Raw genomic sequence first — 19,493 nt, 5'->3', positions numbered from 1 at the left:
TGATGATCTTTTCCGCTTTCCTTACAGCTACTGGACAGCTTTTTTGGAAATGGGGGCATACTAATCTACTATATATGATGATCGGATTTTTATGCTACGGGTTAGGCGCGGTGTTTATGTTAAAAGCATTTTCATTAGAAAAGCTTTCTGTAGCGTACCCTTTAATGTGTATGAGTTATATCTTCGCGCTCTTTTACGGAGATTTTTTTCTTGGAGAAGATATCACATTGAAAAAAGCGATAGCCGTTGCACTATTAGGAATAGGAGTGACATTGACATCCTATGAAAAATGAGTGGCTTATTCTTATGCTTCTAATTATGACATTAACTGGTTCATTAGGCAGTGTGTATTTTAAGTTCTACACGAACAAGAAGAAATTGATCTATCTATTAATTGGCTTCGCTTTTTACGGTACAGGAGCGCTACTTAATATTTACTTGTTAAAAGAATTACCATATACCGTTGTACTACCTGCTAATGCACTAACGTTCATCTGGACTTTAGTTTTTGCCAAATGGTTTTTTAATGAAACGATAGGAATATATAAAATTGCTGGAGTTGCTTTTATTATTTCTGGATTAATTGTTTTAATCTCATAATAAATAGAAAATTCTAATGGATTGGTGGATTAATATGGGGTTTTTGAGCTACATTTTACAGTATAAGAGGGATAATAAGAAAGCTCTTATGTTGTTTATCAGTTTCTTTATTTTTTACTTAATTATGAATTACCCGTTCATTAATTTTATAAAGGAAAATGCTGCTAATCTTGCCGCACATAGTCCTTTTTACGGTGCACCTTTTATGCTGAATCTATTTAACTTTGACCCATCCATGTATTATGGATTCAGCAATACTTCGGTAGTACATCCTTTTATAAACTTTATGACGGGATCATTTACCTACATTTCTAAATATTTATTTGATAACTTGTTTTTCTTGGTAATTCAATCGTGCATCAACGCGCTTAGCGTAGTTATGATCTATTATTATTTACGTAGAAGTGATACGAACAGTATCATTCCGTTATTATTTGCAGTATTTTTCGGAATTAGCTCATACAGTATTTTCACAGCATTTATACCGGATTCTTATCCATATGCTCAATTTGTAATCATTTTTTCAGTGTTGTACTTGCAATACTCTAGAACAGTTGAGAAAACCGCAATATTGCCGAATGCTTCATTGGCACTGATCAACTTTGGTTTAACTTCGACCAATATCGTTCCTTTTTTCAGCTCATTATTTTTCAATATGTTTGATAGAAGCAATAAAAAAACATTCAAACAATTAATAATGATTGGTTTAGCTTTTTTGTTAATGGTTACAGGAGTTACACTAATTCAGTTTCTCTTATTCAAGGGAAATTCGTGGATTAATAACTGGATACAAAGTTTAAGCAGTGGAGGTTTCAGTTATACGGGAGATTTCTTGTTCAGTGAACATTGGAAGGCAGTATATATGCTTGTAATTAGTCCGATATTAACACCAGACATTACAATGCTTGATCCAGGAATTGTCGCTCTCGTAACTGATCTTACACGTCCTTATCCTATCTATGTTCATATTATTGGCTTTGGTATTATTCTGCTTTCTATTGCAGGGTTTGTTAAAGGTATTAAATCTAAAGAGTCTTGGATATTAGTATCTTACATTTTATTTGCAATTGTTCTTCATATTATTGTTGGATTCGGTCTTGCTGTGTTTAAGTATGATATGTATTTGTACGCGGGGCATTTCATCTTTGCATTTTTCTTGCTTGGTGGACGGTTCATGATTGAAGTCAAACATAGCGTATTGAAAAAAGTATTAATTGCTGTTGTGATCTTGTTTGCTATTACGACATTGACAAATAACATTTTGAAACATGCGGAAGCACTTCATACTACTGAGCAAGCTTATATAGAGTTAAATAATGATAATGATGTAGATCAGTAATAAGATGCATGTGTAAATCTATAAATATGTATTTGAAGACCATTCATTTTTTGAATGGTCTTCTTTGCGATCTAGTCCTAATAAAAACTGATTCAAACATAGAGGTATACGGGTAATATCATTATAAATGAGTTGACATATCCTGTAAAAACACTACAATGATACTAATGTATAAAAATGTAAGATAATGTATTAAGTTAGGGTGGAATAAATGAAACATATATCTATGGAGAAGAAGAAAACGTTACTGATATTAAGACCTTTACCTAAAATAAAACGTTATTTCCAGTGGTACATGAATAGTGGAAATTATGCAAAACTATATAATGAGTCATTACTAGATGTGAGTTTATTTGAACACCGCACATTATTAAAGAAGAGTTTTTTGCCTAATATTTTTCAACATGATCTCAATACAGAACACAATCTTGAGTTAGCACTGAAGAGTATTAATGGAATAATAATAGAACCAGGACAAATATTTTCATTTTGGAAACTTATAGGTGCACCTAGTCGTGGAAGAGGTTATAAGAAAAGTTATGGATTACAGGATGATAAAATGACGCATACGATAGGTGGAGGATTGAATCAAGTTTCTAGTTTTATATATTGGATGGCATTACATACCCCACTTTCGATTATAGAGAGACATCGTCACCCTTATGATTTATTTCCAGACAAAGCAAGATCACGTCCGTTTGGCATTGGAGCAACCTGTATATATAATACTGAAGATTTACAATTAAAGAACGATACCCCCTATCGTTTTCAAATACATCTACAATTAACTGAGAAGGAGCTTCTAGGACAAATCCGCTCAGATGAACAACTTCCTTATCGATATGAGATATACGAGAGGGAACATCTAATTAAGCAAACTTCTAAAGGATTCTATATTAGACATAATGTAATATTCAGAAAAATGTTTGATGAAGAGGGCTTCACATTAAGCGATGAATTCATTACAGAAAACAATGCGCGTATGATGTATCGTCCCTTATTGTCACCGAAAAAGAATCGCGCATAATCGTAACCAATAACTTGCTATATAAGATAAGAATAGATAAAATAAAATGATCAAATATATGTAGATTGTAACAGAACTAGGAAGGAAGATGTTAGATGAAGAAAGCAATACATACGGAGCAAGCACCACAAGCAATTGGACCATATTCTCAAGCTGTGCAAGTAGGCAACCTACTTTTCACTTCTGGTCAATTAGGAATGGACCCTGTAAATAATATCTTCCCTGCTACTGCAGCAGAACAAGCGAAGCAATCTCTTGAAAATGTGAAGGCTATTGTTGAAACTGCTGGAGGTACAATGGGCGATATTGTTAAGACTACAGTATTTTTGAAAGATATGAACGATTTTGCTTCTGTTAATGAAGTATATTCAAGTTTCTTCGAACAACCTTATCCAGCTCGTAGTGCTGTAGAAGTTGCAAGATTACCGAAAGATGCGCTTGTAGAAATCGAAGTTATCGTTCAATTATAATTATCGTAAACAAACAATTCAATTTTCTGCAGATTCCTATAAATCCTTATAAATCAATGGATTATCCTAGATAATTTCATTGGTATATAAGGATTTTTATTTTGCATTAAATGTATATAAATCTATCAAAACTATTGACGTTAATTATCGTTAGTTTAATATAGATATAGGACCTTTTTATGGAAAGTGGGGATGGTTTGAAATCAACCATTAGAAAAACATTTATTATTGTCAACATTTTACTTCTTTTTATCGTTATTTTTAGCTATCAACTACATGGCTTTCAAAAGTTAGAAACGATTATGCTAGATATGAATATGAAACAATCTGCGAGTCATGATCCTGATCCTCATATTGTCGTTGTTGCGATTGACAATGATTCGATAGAAGCGTTAGGGCAATTTCCTTGGGATCGTGCGGTATATGCCTCATTTCTCGAAATGGTGAATCAAGTGGGGTATGAACCAGCATCTATTGCATTTGACCTTACATTTAGCGATGCAAGCAATGAAGAAAGTGATCTTATCTTTTCGGAAGCACTATCGGCATATGATAATGTCATATTACCTGTTGTAGGTGTTACGTCAGGAGATGTATTCCAAACATCAGTTGTCCGTGAAGATCAATATTTACAAACAAATCATGTTTTCTATCCATATGATTTGCTTGCACGACATGCACAATTTGCTCATATCAATCGTGTTGTAAGCCATGATGGCGTTATTAGGCAAGCATGGTTGAACATTCAAGCGCCTGATGGAACAGTTATTCCTTCGTTAGCCTACAAGGCAGTAAAAATGGCAGGTGTGGATATCTCTTTCTACGATGAATTTACTGATCGTCAGAAAACAAGTGATCCACTTGCGAAAAATACGATGACCATTGATTATGAACTGGTTACGGATGATTTCTTAACCGTTCCATTTGTTAATGTGCTCTATGGTGAGATTCCTCCAGAAACTTTCCAAAATGCTATCGTGTTTGTAGGTGCAACGGCAACGGGGATTTCAGGTGATAGTGGACAAGATTCAGGGCCGACACCACTTGAGCGTGATGCAAAGCTAGTCTATGTTCATGCAAATATTGCTAATCAATTATTACAAGGAAGTTACATTCAGTATGCACCTAACTTACTTGAACTATCTTTAATTATTATTGCTTATGTACTTTTCATGTTATTACCTTGGCGATTGAAAAATTTATATACATTTAGCATTGTTATTGTGAGCATAGTTGTTATTTATTTTGCTCAGCAATATAGTTACGAACAATTTAACTATCATATAAGTATTGTCTATGTATTATTAGGGATGTTACTTGCTTATGTGTTCAATGTTTCTTTGAAATCTTATATGGAACAATCCCAGAAAAACTTTGTTACGAGGCAGTTTGGTAGATACATCTCACCTGATCTTGTAAAGGATATTGTAAAGCAAGGAATGGATATTCAAATCGGTGGAATATCAAAACGGATTACTATTCTGTTTCTCGATATTCGTGGCTTTACTTCACTCGCTGAGAAATTAACTCCTGCCGAAGTTGTTGATGTGTTGAATACGAAATTCACAATGATTACGAAGATCGCGTTAGAAAACAATGGTACAATTGATAAGTTTATTGGCGATGCCGCAATGATTCTATTTAATGCACCGCTTGATGTAAGAGAACATGAAAAGATGGCTGTCTTAACGGCTTATCAGATCCAACAAAATATGAAGCCAATTCACGATCAATTATTAGAAAAATATGGCGTTGAAGTTAATATTGGTATAGGGATTCATACAGGAAATGTAGTTATAGGTAACATTGGATCTTACTTACGCATGGATTATACAGCGATCGGTGATAGCGTTAATATTGCATCTCGGATTGAATCTGGTACTGCAGCTGGTCAAATTATGGTGTCAGAGGAGGTTTATAAGGCGACAAGTGATCTGTTTGAATATGGAGATGCCGAAGAGAAGATGTTCAAAGGTAAATCTCAGGTGATTGCTATCTATGAGTTGTTAAGTATTAAATAATTTTGAAAAATGAGAGCTAGATTACTGAATTGGCATACATAAACATATATAGTTGCTGTTAGAGTAAGTAAAATAATAAAAGGTTGGTGAACAAATTGAAACGTCAGTCGCTGAAAAAATATATTATTATTACGTCGGTATGCGCTATGGCTGTAGCTGCACCATTTATTGTGCAAGCTAGTAGCGTGCTTAATAGTAAAAAAGGATTACTTGAAGTACGAACAATGGTAGGACAATCAAAGTCTGATTTTAATGATGGTTCTAGATCAGAAGCGTCACTTTTCTATCCTACTTCACTATTACAGCAGCATGATGGTAGCTTATTAATTAGTGACACCAAAAATCATAAAATTAGAGTATTAGCTAACGATTACTTAACGACACTAAGTGGTCATATTGTTGATTTTGATGAATCATCCCTTCCAATTGGAAGCTTCGGAGATGGGGCTGTTGATGTAGCTTTGTACCAGTCACCTGGTGGTCTTGCGCTAGATGCACAAGGTCAAATCTATATTGCAGATACAAATAATCATAGTATTCGACGCATTAGTAACGAAGGTGTTGTTACAACGATTGCGGGTTCGTGGGCGCCTGGAGATCAAGATGGTGTAGGTTCGGAAGCAGGATTCTACTATCCATCAGATGTTGCGGTCGATAGTAAAGGTAATATCTATGTAGCAGATACACTTAATCACCTTATTCGTAAAATTGATAAGGATGGTAAAGTCACAACTTTAAATAAAGCATCAGAGAGAGTTGTAGAGTATGTCCCAGGGGTATTGGAGTTTAGTGGAAGCTTTGCTGATGGTCCTTTGTCTAAGTCTATGTTCAATGAACCTACTGGTCTAGCGATAGATGCGAAAGATAATTTATATGTAAGTGATAAAGGCAATCAACGTATCCGCTATATCGATTTTTCTAACAATACAGTATCCACTGTAGCGGGAAATGGAACGTATGGTAGCAACGAGCTGTATGTGGAAGGTGATTATGTCGATGGAGCAGTTTCGGTTGCGCGACTTTCTTCTCCATCAGGTATAACTATAACGCAATCAGGAGTAATCCTTGTTGCGGATACGCTTAATCATGTCATTCGTGCAATTCATAATGGTAACGTTACGACAGTAGCGGGTATTGGCGGCGAATATGGATTTGCTGATGGCGTACTATCCTCCGCAGCATTGAATGAGCCTACCGATGTCATAGAATTAGATAATGGAGATATCGCCATAGCAGATTCATCCAACAATAGAATTCGAGTTGTTCAATCGTATGTAATACCTGAATCAGTAGAGCAAGATGGTGAGATTCATATTATCGTTAACGATGAGTTGTTAGAAACTGATGTAGCACCTATTATGCAACAAAATCGCACGTATGTCCCGTTAAGAGCAATTGTTACTAAGTTAGGTTTACAAGTGAATTATTTGTCTGCGACGGATCAATATGAAGTTATCGTTAATGAAAATCTTTCATATACATTCTCTGCTACTAGTAACATTATGAAAATCATCGATCATGGAGTAAGCAGTGAATTACTAATGGATAGTCCGGCCATCGTTAAGGAAAATCGAGTGTTAATGCCTGTACGTTTCTTTGCAGAGCAACTTGGATATAACGTGGAGTGGGATCAAGCTAACAATAATGTTGTCATTCGACAATTAATCTTCAACTAATAATGAGTGAGGGAGGGAATACATTGAAAAGATGGAGTCTAGTTACATTTGTTGCTATTTTCTTGGTCGTATCGATATTTAGTCATGTCGGATCAGCAGAAGCGGCGACTTCAAGAGTAGCGATAATATCAAAGATTGAAGGTACCGTAGAAGTTCAAAAGTCTGGTGGCAAAAAGACATTAAAAGGATTCAAAGGAATGAGTTTGAATCAAGGCGATGTCGTAACGACGGGTAAGAAAAGTTCAGTTGTATTGAAATTCTCTAATGGAACATCAGAAGATGATACTTTCGTATTGGAGAGCAGTACAACAGTAACGTTTAGTAAGTTGTCAAACAAGAGTGGTACAACAACGAAAGTAAGTATGTTAAAAGGCAAAGTTTGGGTTGATGTTAAATCGATCAAAAATAAAGATGATGAGTTTGTATTGGAAACTCCTACTGCTATAATGGGCGTACGCGGTACGAATTTCTTTGTAGGTGTAGATCCTAATACTGGATTACCATCAATAGCAGTATTATCTGGAAATGTTAATGTTACAGGTAGTGGCAATAATACGAATCAGTTTAATGTATATCCAGCTTCAGCAATAACAGTAGGTGATCAGAACCAAGATCAGACGACCCCGATTATCCCAATTGATAATCAAGTTTTAGCACAAATGCTGAATTCAACAAGTGCCGAAGTTATGAAAGCAATATTGGAAAGTGCTCAAAAAATTATTAGTGAAAATCAAAATTTAATGAATCAATTTACAAATTCAGCTTTTCCAACGGAAATTAATCAGTTGCCATTATCACAAAACCAATATACCGATAACGTATATAATTTATTACTTGCATTAGCACAAGAGGCTTCCAAACTTAATAAAATAGATGGAAATACTTTGTTAGAACTACAAAAACAAATTAAAGAACAACAATTAGCTAATAATGAATTACATCAAAATACAGGTAATGTAGACTGGAATTTTGAACAAGCGCAACTAACGGAGCAACAACGTCTGGAGAAATTACGCGCTGAGCAAGCGAAAAAAGATGCATTGACTAATAGCTTCAATGCTAACGAGCAAAAAGCTAAAGCTGATAAATTGAAGCAGGATCGTCTTGATGCGTTAGAAAAAAAATATCTTGATAGTCTTAGCCAAGCAGAGAGAGAGAAATATGAGCGTGAGAAGCAAAATAGATTAGATGAAGAGAAACAAGGCAATGGGGGCTCTAATAGTGGGAATACTACACCTCCACTTTCATGGTCAACGATAACTAAACCGTTCGATCTTCAGCTCCAGTCAGGTAATAGTTCGACAGCTGTAAATTATATTAAAAATGGCGAGGACAATGAAGAAAATATCACTAATCTATTAATTGAAGAACCAATAGTAGTTAACAGTGATGATTCACAACTTATTTTTAGTTCAACAGATCCATCAATAGAGCTATTAGAAGTTACGCGTGACGGTGAGCCCATTTATGAGTTAGATGATGACAATGACGGTAATGGTGATGGAGTTTTTACAACATACTTGTATCCACAACATGCTGAGATGGGTTTCACAATAAAGGTGAAACATAGCAGTTTAGGAGAGAGAGAGTTTAATTTGAATGCGGCAACTACAGTATCTATACCTCCACTTACATGGTCAGATATAGAGAAACCGTTCGATCTTAAATTTAAGACAGGCGGAAAGCAGAAGTCTTTAAATTATTATAAGGGTGAGGGTGGAATTGACGAAGATTTCACCTACAAATTAATTGAAGGATCAATACCGGTGAACGGAGATGATGTATATTTGGAATTTACATCAGTTGATTCAGACATAACAATAGTAGAAGTTAATCAAAATGGACTAACTATTGAAAATCCGAATGCTGGTAGGTTTATAACGCAGTTGGAACAACAGAGAGCTGAGATGATTTTCACAATAACAGTGGAACATAGTACTTTAGGCACCAAAGTATTCAAGTTGGGTGTGGATACTGTTGTTCAACCATTCAATATTTACGAAATGTGGGGCGCTCTGGATGGAAATGATTTACTTCGTCAAACAGCCCCCTATAGAATTAGCGAGGGATTTTCTTACTATGATTACGTCATTACAATAGATAATCTTAATTTTACTGAGCAATATCTTAATTTTATGGGATTTAATAGGAAAAATGACGCCGATCAGATGTGGCTACGTGTGAAAGAAGGGGATGAGTGGCGACCTCTGGAAATGAACCCCAATGATAGTGTAGAATATATATACAATCTATCTCCGGGGACTAATTCTATCCAGTTCGAATTAGAGTATACAAGGGATGGAATTACAGAGACTTATCTCATTAATATCCCGTCTATTCTATGGAATAATTAGTTGACTAAGGATTATTACGAAATGATTAAGAGAGTTTTCATCTAACAATTGATATGACGTATAAACAAGAAGTAGTAATCATGAAAGGAGACAATTCCCTACTCTATTATAGAGCAAGGGGATTGTCTCCTTACTTACATTACAGTTGAGTTGTGAGAGATTATGACGAATTTAGTGCAAGATATTAACTGGATGTTTGAAATTTAAGGTTAAAGTAAGCACAACATAATCGTGTTGAATGAGTTGTATTCCCAGATTGCAAGGTAAAATGTCTTTTCATTCGGCAGGAATGCGTCGTATGGCATCATCAGTAAGTGGTACCATTCAATTTTTCACTGAGAAAACAGCTTAAAATATTGACATTAGAATTTAAAATATGGTATATAAACAAGTAGGGTTAGCACTCTAGGTGATAGAGTGCTAATAAATAATATGGATTGTAGTTGAAAGGAGATTGGAATCACAATGGCTAAAAAGCAATTTAAAGCAGAATCCAAACGACTGTTGGAGATGATGATTAACTCCATCTATACACAAAAGGAAATTTTCCTTAGAGAATTACTTTCTAACGCAAGTGATGCTATGGATAAAATTTATTATAAGGCGTTATCTGATGATCAGTTAGTGTTCAATAAAGAGGACTACTTCATCAAAATTTCAATCGATAAAAATGCTCGCACAGTAACGATTACTGATACTGGTATTGGTATGACTAAAGAAGAGCTAGATAATAATTTAGGCGTAATTGCTAAGAGTGGTTCGCTTGCATTCAAATCAGAGAATGAAGCTCAAGATGGACATAACATTATTGGTCAATTCGGTGTTGGTTTCTATTCTGCATTCATGGTTGCAGATAAGTTAGTTGTAACATCACGTGCACTTGGTAGTGATGAAGCGTATCGTTGGATTTCTGATGGTGCAGATGGTTATGTTATCGAATCAGCCGAGAAAGCAACAGTTGGTACTGAGATTGTAATGCATATTAAGGAAAACACTGAAGATGAGCAGTATGACGAATATCTTGAACAATATCGCTTGAAAGCTATTGTTAAAAAGTATTCTGATTTTATTCGTTATCCTATTAAGATGGATATTGCTTCACAACAACCAAAAGCGGATAGCGAAGGCGAATTTGAAGAAGTTGTAGAAGAGCAAGTACTTAACAGTATGGTTCCTCTATGGCGTCGTAACAAAAATGAGCTAACAGACGATGACTATAATCTTTTCTATATGGACAAGCGCTACGGATTTGATAAGCCATTGAAACATGTTCATATTAGTGCTGATGGTGCTGTTGTATATAATGCCATCCTATTCTTACCTGAAAATCCACCGTATGACTTCTATACGAAGGAATATGAAAAAGGGTTGGAACTATACTCTAACGGCGTACTAATTATGGAGAAATGTTCTGATCTACTACCAGACTATTTCGGATTTGTAAAAGGTATGGTTGATTCAGAGGATCTATCTCTTAATATTTCTCGTGAATTATTACAACATGATCGTCAATTGAAATTAATTGCGAAAAATATTAAAAACAAAATTAAATCTATGCTTCAAAGCTTGTTGAAAGATGAGCGTGAATCATATGAGAAATTCTATGCATCATTCGGTCGTCAATTGAAATTTGGCGTATACAACGATTATGGTATGAACAAAGGCGATCTTCAAGATCTACTACTTTTCACATCTTCCAAAGACAAACAACTAGTTACTCTTGCAGAATATGTTGAACGTATGTCTGAAGATCAAAAATATATTTATTATGCAACTGGTGAATCGGTAGCGAGAATTGAGAAATCACCACAACTTGAAGTAGTACTTGATAAAGGCTACGAAGTATTGTACCTAACAGATGATATTGACGAGTTCGCTCTTAAAGTAATCCAAAGCTACAATGAAAAAGAATTCCGTTCTATCTCTAGTGGCGATCTAGGTTTCGATGTGAATAACAGCGAAGATCATGAGCAAGCTGAGACTGAGGAAACAAAAGAATTGTTTGCTGGTATGCAAAGTTTACTTGATGGCAAAGTGAAGTCCGTTAAAGCTTCAAAACGTCTGAAGAGTCATCCAGTATGTCTATCTTCTGAAGGCGAATTGTCCATCGAGATGGAGAAAATTTTGAAAGGAATGCCAGATGCAAATGGCGTTCAAGCGGATAAAGTATTGGAAATCAACATCAACCATGATGTATTCCGTGCACTACAACAAGCTTACAGTAATGATCAAGAGAAGTTCGGATTGTACACACAACTATTGTATAGCCAAGCTCTATTGATTGAAGGATTATCAATTGAGGATCCGGTTGAGCTAAGTAACAATATTTGTCGCGTTATGGTATAACTCGATTGTAATCACGATGAGTATCTTCTTGATGCTGACAATTGAGCTGGCTAACGGAGCGTCTTCTCGACTAATACTTTGAAGTAGTCAGGACTCTGGCGTGCGTTGCACAAGAAGTCGTATTGCCATAACGAACATAAATAGAAAGAGGAAGCAGAGCTGGCCTTTAGTGGGCCGGCCTCTGCTTCCTCTTTTTCATTTACTAACATTGATTAAACCGTTATTTAGATGTTAATATTTGTTATGGAAATAAATGAGAACATAATAACAAAAGAAAACTTAATATTGTACGTTATATAAGAGTGCAATGGTACAATACTGAGCCAACTGAGGATTGTTTATTACTTAAAAATGTGTTTTTTTAATGGACGGTAAACTAGATAATTACTGGAGGATGAATCATGAACCAAACGATGTTATTAAGTTCGTGGCATTTTAAATCTGTGATCGATAATGCTTGGTTACCTGCTACTGTACCGGGCTGTGTGCATACTGATCTATTAAACAATGATCGTATACCTAATCCCTTCTATGGTACGAATGAGCATGATCTACAATGGATTGACAAACAAGATTGGGAATATGAGACATATTTCACACCATCCGCTGGTTTTTTACAAGAAGAACGTCAGGAACTTCACTTCAAAGGATTAGATACGTATGCAGATGTATATGTCAATGAAAAGCTAGTTCTTTCGGCGGATAATATGTTTCGATCTTGGAATATTGATGTCACTGGTTTATTACATGAAGAAGAGAATCATATTCGAATATTATTCCGTTCTCCTATTCAAGAAGATTTACCGAAATTAGACGCTTTAGGCTATGCCCTGCCAGCTTCGAATGATCAATCTGAATTAGGTGGATTAGGTGAACAGAAACTTAGTATTTTTGCACGTAAAGCACCTTACCATTATGGTTGGGACTGGGGTCCACGTTTTGTTACAAGTGGAATTTGGCGTGAAGTTGAATTGATCAGTTGGTCAGGGGTTATTGTGAGAGATTTATTTATTGATCAATTATCGGTTACGGAGCAATCCGCTCAGCTTGTTGCGAGAGTTTCAGTAACTGTAGAGAAAAGGGGCTCGTTACAACTACAAATTGAATCAGATAATATGAGCTGGGATGTAGCAACAGATGTCGAGATGGGAGAACATGTACTATCTTTACCAATCGTAATAGATCAACCTAAGTTATGGTGGAGTAATGGGCTCGGTGAACCGAATAGATATCAGTTTAATGCACGGGTTACTATGCTTAACGAGGATTTATCTTATTCATCGGATGCTATGATTACTACTGGATTACGCACTGTCAAATTAGTGCGTGATCGAGATGCTGACGGCTCAGGGGCAACATTCCACTTTGAACTTAATGGAGTTGCCGTGTTTGCTAAAGGAGCTAATCATATTCCTAACGATAGCTTTATCTCGCAAGTTACGGAGGATCGTTATCGTGCAGAGATATGTTCTGCTGTAGAAGCCAATATGAACATGTTGCGTGTTTGGGGTGGTGGAGTTTACGAGGCAGATGTATTCTATGATCTATGTGATGAGTATGGCATTATGGTTTGGCAAGACTTTATGTTTGCATGCAGTATGTATCCAGGTGATGAATCATTTTTACAAAGTGTTCGTGCAGAAGCAATAGATAATGTAAAGCGACTTCGTAATCATCCATCTATCGTACTATGGTGTGGGAATAATGAAATTGACTCTGCATGGGCTCATTACGATGAGTCAGGAGGTTGGGGCTGGAAGCAACAATATGAACCTGCCATTCGTGAAAAGATATGGGCAGACTACGAGAAAATTTTTCATGAGATATTACCTGATGTTGTAGGTGAATATCATGCAACAATTGATTATTGGCCATCATCTCCAATTGTATCGGTAAGTAATAATAAATTACAGCATGCACATCCATTAACGAATGAAGGAGATATTCATTACTGGGGTGTGTGGCATAATGTAGAACCATTTGAAAACTATCAAATAAAGCTAGGGCGCTTTATGAGTGAATATGGATTCCAATCCTTCCCAGAGTACCGTACCATACGAAGTTTTGCAGAAGAAGCAGATCTGACAATCAATTCAACAGTGATGAAGGCTCATCAGAAAAATGGTGATGGAAATCGTCTTATTAAAGAATATATGGATATTTATATGTCACCACCTACTGATTTCAAAGGGTTTCTATATCTAAGTCAAGTTCTACAGGCAGATGCCATGCAAATGGCTATTGAAGCACATCGCAGAAAAATGCCATACTGCATGGGTTCACTATACTGGCAAATGAATGATTGTTGGCCTGTTGCTTCATGGGCAGGAATTGACTATTATGGTCGCTGGAAAGCACTCAACTATTATGCACGACGTAGTTTTGAGAATATATTATTATCTGCACAAGTGGAGGGTGAGGAATTAGCAATCTATCTTGTATCTGACAAGCTCCAATCAGAAGGTGGAATATTACAAGTTCAATTGCGCCATATGTCAGGTAAGGTATTGTATGAAGAACTGACTGAAGTAGCCCTTCCAGTCAATACGTCAGAAGTTGTAAAGCGTCTAACAATCTCGCAATTACTTCATGGATACGAGGAAGGCGAAGTGTTTGTTACCGGAAGTTGGACAGCGAACAGCGGAGAGACAGCACAAACGATATACTATTTTGTGAAAAATAAAAATCTCTTACTACAGCAACCATACATTGAAGTTATCGAGACGGTAGAAAGCGGTGCAACGATTGTTACATTACAATCAAAGGCATTAGCCAAACAAGTTGTCTTAACTTCGGAAGTTGACGGTATATGGTCAGATAATTATTTTGATCTCATACCAGGGCAGCCATATACAGTGACATTTACAACGCTTAATCGTGACAGTCATTATGCTGGTAAAGTAGAAGTGAAATCAATGGTAGATTATATTAAACTGCAAGTATCTCCATCGCAAGTTTAGGGTGACAATTAGAAAGAAATAGTTATATTAGTAATATCTTATTACTATAATTTCACTAAATATCTATGAAACAATGGCTACTGATACGGGAAACCGGCAGTAGCCTTTTTCTTATGGATAAATTGAGCATCGACCCAACTGTTAGTCTGAGTTTGAACTTTGGTATCGATACTAATCAATTGGTATATAGACTCTTGTTCAGCAATTTTATACTAATATATAAGCGCCGGCATAAGTCGTCGCACTAAATGGGGGGGATCAGCTTGTATCGTATAATGTCTATTATTTTAATGGTATGTATGGGTGTCTCATTATTTTCAGCTGGAACATACGCAAATAACGAGGTAAATATGTCAAAGTTACTTCATAACGAAGAGAATTTGGCAACTGCAAAAGTTTGGTATGCAGATATGTCGGATCATTGGGCGTCTGAGGCTGCATATAATCTCGGAGAGGTCGGCATAATTAAAGGCTTACCAAATGGAAAGTTTAATCCAGATCAACCGATCAGTCGAGCTGAATTCGCGGTGATGCTGTTCCGCATATTTGGTTATGTTGAAGAAAGCTTTCAGTCATTTAAAGATGTCAACTCTACGGATTGGTATGCTGATGAAGTAGCGAAAGTACATGAAGCCGGGATTATAACCGGATATTTGGATGGAAACTTTCGACCAAAGGATAACATTATGCGGCAGGATGCGGCAATTATGATGGTACGTGCCATGCATCTGGACGAGTATTCCAATAATGTAGATCTTGGAGGGTTCTCGGACGCTAATGACATAGGGGAATATGCAAAAGTTGCTGTCGAAAAAGTAGTATCTGAAAGGTATTTGCATGGAGATATCAACGGTATGCTTAATCCTTTAACTGCGTTAACAAGGGGAGAGGCTGTTGTCCTATTGGATAGAGCATTTCGTTGGTTCGGTTACAAATCAGGCAACAATTATGTCACAGAGATTCAAGGTAATGCAGTTATTCAGAAAGCGGATATCAGACTTAGTGATACAGTTATCCATGGTAATCTTTACATCACAGAAGGCGTTGGTGAAGGAAATGTCTTCTTCGATAGAGTTACGGTTAAAGGAACGACATTTATTGAGGGAGGCGGTTCCAATTCCATTCATTTCAGTGAATCGCATCTAGAGGGTGCCGTGTTGAGCAAAAAAGGGGGTGGAGTTCGACTAGTGCTAGATGCGGGCTCTACCGTGAAATGGATCGTGATGAAGAGAAAATCTGTACTCGAGGTATCACTGGGCTCCAAAGTTGACAATGTACAGATTAATAGTGAAGCCCATGGTTCGGAAATTTATAACAATGGGGTTATTGGTCGCCTTCGTGTCAATTCCGAAAGTGCAACATTGAATGGTAAAGTGCTAGAGAAAGGTTCAGATTTTCAACCGAACGAGCCAAACCTGAATAATCCTATTGGTGTACCTCCTGTTACCGGTCCGGGTAATAGTTCGAGTGATTGGAATTTGGTATGGAGCGACGAGTTTAATGACAATGCTATCGATACAACAAAGTGGAATGTTGAGGATACTGGAACTGTATACAACAATGAACTTGAATACTATCATCCTGATAATGTAAGTATAGCAAAGGATGGAGATAAAGGCGTGTTGCAGCTAACAGCACTTAAACAGGATTTTGGTGGAAGTAACTACACTTCTGGTAAGGTTACTTCAAAGATGAAAGGCGATTGGACTTACGGGAAATTTGTAGTTAGAGCAAAACTACCAGTGCAACAAGGCATGTGGCCAGCAATTTGGATGATGCCCACAGACGAGTTCGAACAGTATGGACCTTGGCCTGGAAGTGGTGAGATGGATATAATGGAGTTAACGGGACCAGTTGCAGCTGATCCTGATCATGCAGATAAGTACCCTCGTACTGTCCATGGTTCTATTCATTATGATAGCCCTCATACTATGCAAACAAAACAATATGTACTGCCTGATGGGCAGACATTTAATGACGATTATCATGAATTCACAATGGAATGGCTACCAGGGCTGATTCGATATTATGTGGATGGACACTTGTTTTTTGAAAGTAGTGATTGGGGAACTAAAAGGGAAGGACAGCCAGAGTATTATACGTACCCAGCACCGTTTGATCGTCCTTTTTACATGATTATGAATCTTGCTGTAGGAGGAGATTGGCCAGGAGATCCAAGGGATGACTTTGAGAGTGATAAGATGTATATCGATTATGTTCGTGTCTATGAGTATAAAAATCTTGATTCATGGCCCGATGTGACAGGTAACAGACCAGATCCATCAAATGGTATTACACCACAGCGCGAGCCGCTTGCTGATGGCAATCAGATTTATAACGGAATGTTCAATGGGGGCACGAATAATTATGCCCCTAAGGATTGGGAGTTTATATTAAATGAAAACGGTGACGGAAGTGTCTCAATTGTAGATGATCAGGTCAAAGGTAAGGCTGCAAAAGTCGAAGTAACGAACGAAGGAAATCAAATCTATTCGATACAATTGACGCAGCAACCGATGTACTTGAAGAAAGGTAAGACATATAAGGCGACATTCGACGCCAAGGCGGATACGAATCGTTCCATAATGACTAAGCTAACTGAGTTTGGAGGCGAATGGAAAGCTTATTCGGAGGAACGTACATTCGAGCTATCTGATCAATGGCAGAGTTATGAATATACATTTAAAATGGAGGACATGACTGACAATAACTCCCGATTTGAGTTCAATCTTGGGTTAAGCACTATTGCGTCTTACTTTACGAACGTAAAGGTGACAGAAATAGACGGAGTTAAAGAACCGCGTAAAGCTCTTAAAGATGGTAACTTGATCTATAATGGTAACTTTGATTTAGGAAAAGATCGATTAGCATTTTGGCAATATTTATCATCGAATGAAGCTGAATCCTTAGTATCTGTAACAAATGATTTGGACTTACCATATATGCAACGGATTTTGAAGGTGAATATTGCAAAAGGTGGATCATCGCTTAGTGATGTGAAGCTTATTCATAATGACCTTCCGCTTAAGGAAGGTGCGTCATATACACTTACTTTTGACGCTCAAGCGGATACCAATCGACCGATTGGCATTGCATTAGATACAGGTACGACTGAAGGAGTAGAGTTTAAGAATGGTTCAGAGATCAATCTAACAACGGAAATGCAATCTTATACGATCGATATGAAAATTTTGGAGGGAACTAATGCATCTTCATCTAATCTTGAGTTACTGCTAGGAGAACATGTAGGTACTGTAGCCATTGATAATGTTAGACTAATTCTACGATATTCTCCTTCCGAGAATGAAGTCAAAAGCTATTTGCATATGGCAGCCCATTCATATTGGGCTATAGATGGTGTAACACTTCAAGCTGGCAGTGAAGGGGGTATGAATATAACCGATTTCGCTGCAGGTGCTTATGTGAAATACAAACAAAAAGTAAACAGTGGTATTTATATACCGATGGCTCGAGTGAAAGGAAATACTGTTGGTTCAGAAATCACATTGAGTATTTGGAATGAAGAAAAGAGAATAGCTGTTGTTAACGCAAGCATAAGCGATGATGATCAAGATGAAGCATATAAAACAATATTATTTTCTAAGATTGATTTACCCGATGGCGAACTTATCTTCAAGATAGAAGGAACTGACTTTGACCTTGCATGGCTTGAGCTGTCAGAGGACTTAATTGTTAACGGCAGTTTCCAAGAAAATTCTAATGACTGGGAATTGTTTAAGATGGATTGGGTACAGACAGATCCTGTTAAAAACTCAGTTATGGAAGTTGAAGACGGACAATTAAAGGTTAATCTAGGAGGTCCAGGAACAGAACCGTGGCATGTTCAGTTGAAGCAACCTGGTATTCCGATGCAGTCAGGAAAGGTATACAGACTGTATTTTGAAGCAGCATCTGATGTATCACGAGATATTGTTGCCCTAGTGCAGCATGATGGTACACATGATGGAAATTGGGCGACGTATCTGGAAAACCAGATGGAACTGACTCCAGAAATGACTGAATTTGAATACTATTTTGTTATGCCTGCCGACGAGTTTTCCGCTGTACTACAATTCAGTATGGGTAAGATAGGTAGCATTGAGGGTGAACATACAGTTACTCTGGATAATATCTCTCTGATTCAAGTTAATCCGGTAAACGTAGGTATAGTGGATGATGGCGATTTAATGCCAAACGGTGATTTTACGACGGGAATAAAAGGCTGGAATAGCTATTCGACGGAAAATGAAGAATTATCTATCCAGCACGAAAATGGTGCACTGCGAATTGATGTAGGCACGGTGGGTTCCAATAGCTGGGATCGCCAAGTTTACTACGAGGGATTGCCATATAATAATGGGGATAGGTACAAGCTTACATTTGAAGCTAAGTCTACAGTTGACCGCAAAATGAATATTAGTGTTGGTTGGCTGGACGAAGTGAATAACTACACTTGGAATGGATATGGCAGTCAGATTATTAATCTGGGTACTCAGTATGAGTTGTACACTTTCTATTTTAATGTAGAGCCAGATAGTACCATTATCGGAAGACTTACTTTTGAGTTGGGACAAATCGATTCTGATGATGGGGCAGCATCGATATACATCGATAACATTAGCTTAGTGAATGAAGGACCTACATCAGGGAGTTAAACTAGTAGAATTACTGAGAAATTTATTTTTTAGAGATGTCTTAGG

Annotated in this window: 11 protein-coding genes; all 11 read left to right on the top strand. The window is 36.9% G+C overall.

The window, feature by feature from the left end; translation table 11 throughout:
• Positions 1-2 precede the first annotated feature (2 nt).
• The 11 genes from NAG76_01540 to NAG76_01490 all read left to right on the top strand — a co-directional run bounded on the left by NAG76_01540 (position 3) and on the right by NAG76_01490 (position 19,448).
• Positions 3-293 carry an EamA family transporter gene (locus tag NAG76_01540; protein URN96736.1) on the top strand — a complete coding sequence of 97 codons (291 nt, stop codon included), beginning with the start codon at positions 3-5 and terminating at the stop codon, positions 291-293.
• Positions 283-600 carry an EamA family transporter gene (locus NAG76_01535; protein URN94969.1) on the top strand — a complete coding sequence of 106 codons (318 nt, stop codon included), beginning with the start codon at positions 283-285 and terminating at the stop codon, positions 598-600. The genes NAG76_01540 and NAG76_01535 overlap by 11 nt, the downstream gene beginning before the upstream one ends.
• 34 nt (positions 601-634) lie before the next feature.
• On the top strand, positions 635-1,939 hold the full coding sequence (locus tag NAG76_01530; protein URN94968.1) for a DUF6080 domain-containing protein: 1,305 nt from the start codon (positions 635-637) through the stop codon (positions 1,937-1,939).
• Positions 1,940-2,150: 211 nt separating this feature from the next.
• Positions 2,151-2,966 carry a VanW family protein gene (locus tag NAG76_01525; protein URN94967.1) on the top strand — a complete coding sequence of 272 codons (816 nt, stop codon included), beginning with the start codon at positions 2,151-2,153 and terminating at the stop codon, positions 2,964-2,966.
• A 95-nt stretch (positions 2,967-3,061) separates the two neighbouring features.
• Positions 3,062-3,436 carry a RidA family protein gene (locus NAG76_01520; GenBank protein URN94966.1) on the top strand — a complete coding sequence of 125 codons (375 nt, stop codon included), beginning with the start codon at positions 3,062-3,064 and terminating at the stop codon, positions 3,434-3,436.
• A 197-nt stretch (positions 3,437-3,633) separates the two neighbouring features.
• A complete protein-coding gene (locus tag NAG76_01515) occupies positions 3,634-5,457 on the top strand; it encodes an adenylate/guanylate cyclase domain-containing protein (GenBank protein URN94965.1) in 1,824 nt (607 codons plus the stop codon).
• A 95-nt stretch (positions 5,458-5,552) separates the two neighbouring features.
• Complete coding sequence (locus NAG76_01510) at positions 5,553-7,133, top strand: stalk domain-containing protein (protein ID URN94964.1); 1,581 nt, start codon at positions 5,553-5,555, stop codon at positions 7,131-7,133.
• Between the two features lie 23 nt (positions 7,134-7,156).
• On the top strand, positions 7,157-9,487 hold the full coding sequence (locus NAG76_01505; protein ID URN94963.1) for a FecR domain-containing protein: 2,331 nt from the start codon (positions 7,157-7,159) through the stop codon (positions 9,485-9,487).
• A 465-nt stretch (positions 9,488-9,952) separates the two neighbouring features.
• The gene (htpG, locus tag NAG76_01500; protein ID URN94962.1) at positions 9,953-11,833 is read left to right on the top strand and encodes a molecular chaperone HtpG; all 1,881 of its coding nucleotides are present in this window, start codon (positions 9,953-9,955) and stop codon (positions 11,831-11,833) included.
• A 401-nt stretch (positions 11,834-12,234) separates the two neighbouring features.
• Positions 12,235-14,793 carry a glycoside hydrolase family 2 protein gene (locus tag NAG76_01495; GenBank protein URN94961.1) on the top strand — a complete coding sequence of 853 codons (2,559 nt, stop codon included), beginning with the start codon at positions 12,235-12,237 and terminating at the stop codon, positions 14,791-14,793.
• Between the two features lie 263 nt (positions 14,794-15,056).
• A complete protein-coding gene (locus NAG76_01490) occupies positions 15,057-19,448 on the top strand; it encodes a carbohydrate binding domain-containing protein (protein ID URN94960.1) in 4,392 nt (1,463 codons plus the stop codon).
• The last annotated feature ends 45 nt before the right edge of the window (positions 19,449-19,493 follow it).

It is taken from the genome of Candidatus Pristimantibacillus lignocellulolyticus, assembly GCA_023639215.1.
GTDB classification, from domain to species: domain Bacteria; phylum Bacillota; class Bacilli; order Paenibacillales; family Paenibacillaceae; genus Pristimantibacillus; species Pristimantibacillus lignocellulolyticus.
Note: the sequence above shows the minus strand (reverse complement) of the source record. Positions and strands in the feature narration are given on the sequence as shown.

Bases quoted from the DNA above. Each gene is read 5' to 3' on its own strand.
- NAG76_01540 (URN96736.1), top strand. From the start codon at position 3: ATGATCTTTTCCGCTTTCCTTACAGCTACTGGACAGCTTTTTTGGAAA.
- NAG76_01535 (URN94969.1), top strand. From the start codon at position 283: ATGAAAAATGAGTGGCTTATTCTTATGCTTCTAATTATGACATTAACT.
- NAG76_01530 (URN94968.1), top strand. From the start codon at position 635: ATGGGGTTTTTGAGCTACATTTTACAGTATAAGAGGGATAATAAGAAA.
- NAG76_01525 (URN94967.1), top strand. From the start codon at position 2,151: ATGAAACATATATCTATGGAGAAGAAGAAAACGTTACTGATATTAAGA.
- NAG76_01520 (URN94966.1), top strand. From the start codon at position 3,062: ATGAAGAAAGCAATACATACGGAGCAAGCACCACAAGCAATTGGACCA.
- htpG (URN94962.1), top strand. From the start codon at position 9,953: ATGGCTAAAAAGCAATTTAAAGCAGAATCCAAACGACTGTTGGAGATG.
- NAG76_01495 (URN94961.1), top strand. From the start codon at position 12,235: ATGAACCAAACGATGTTATTAAGTTCGTGGCATTTTAAATCTGTGATC.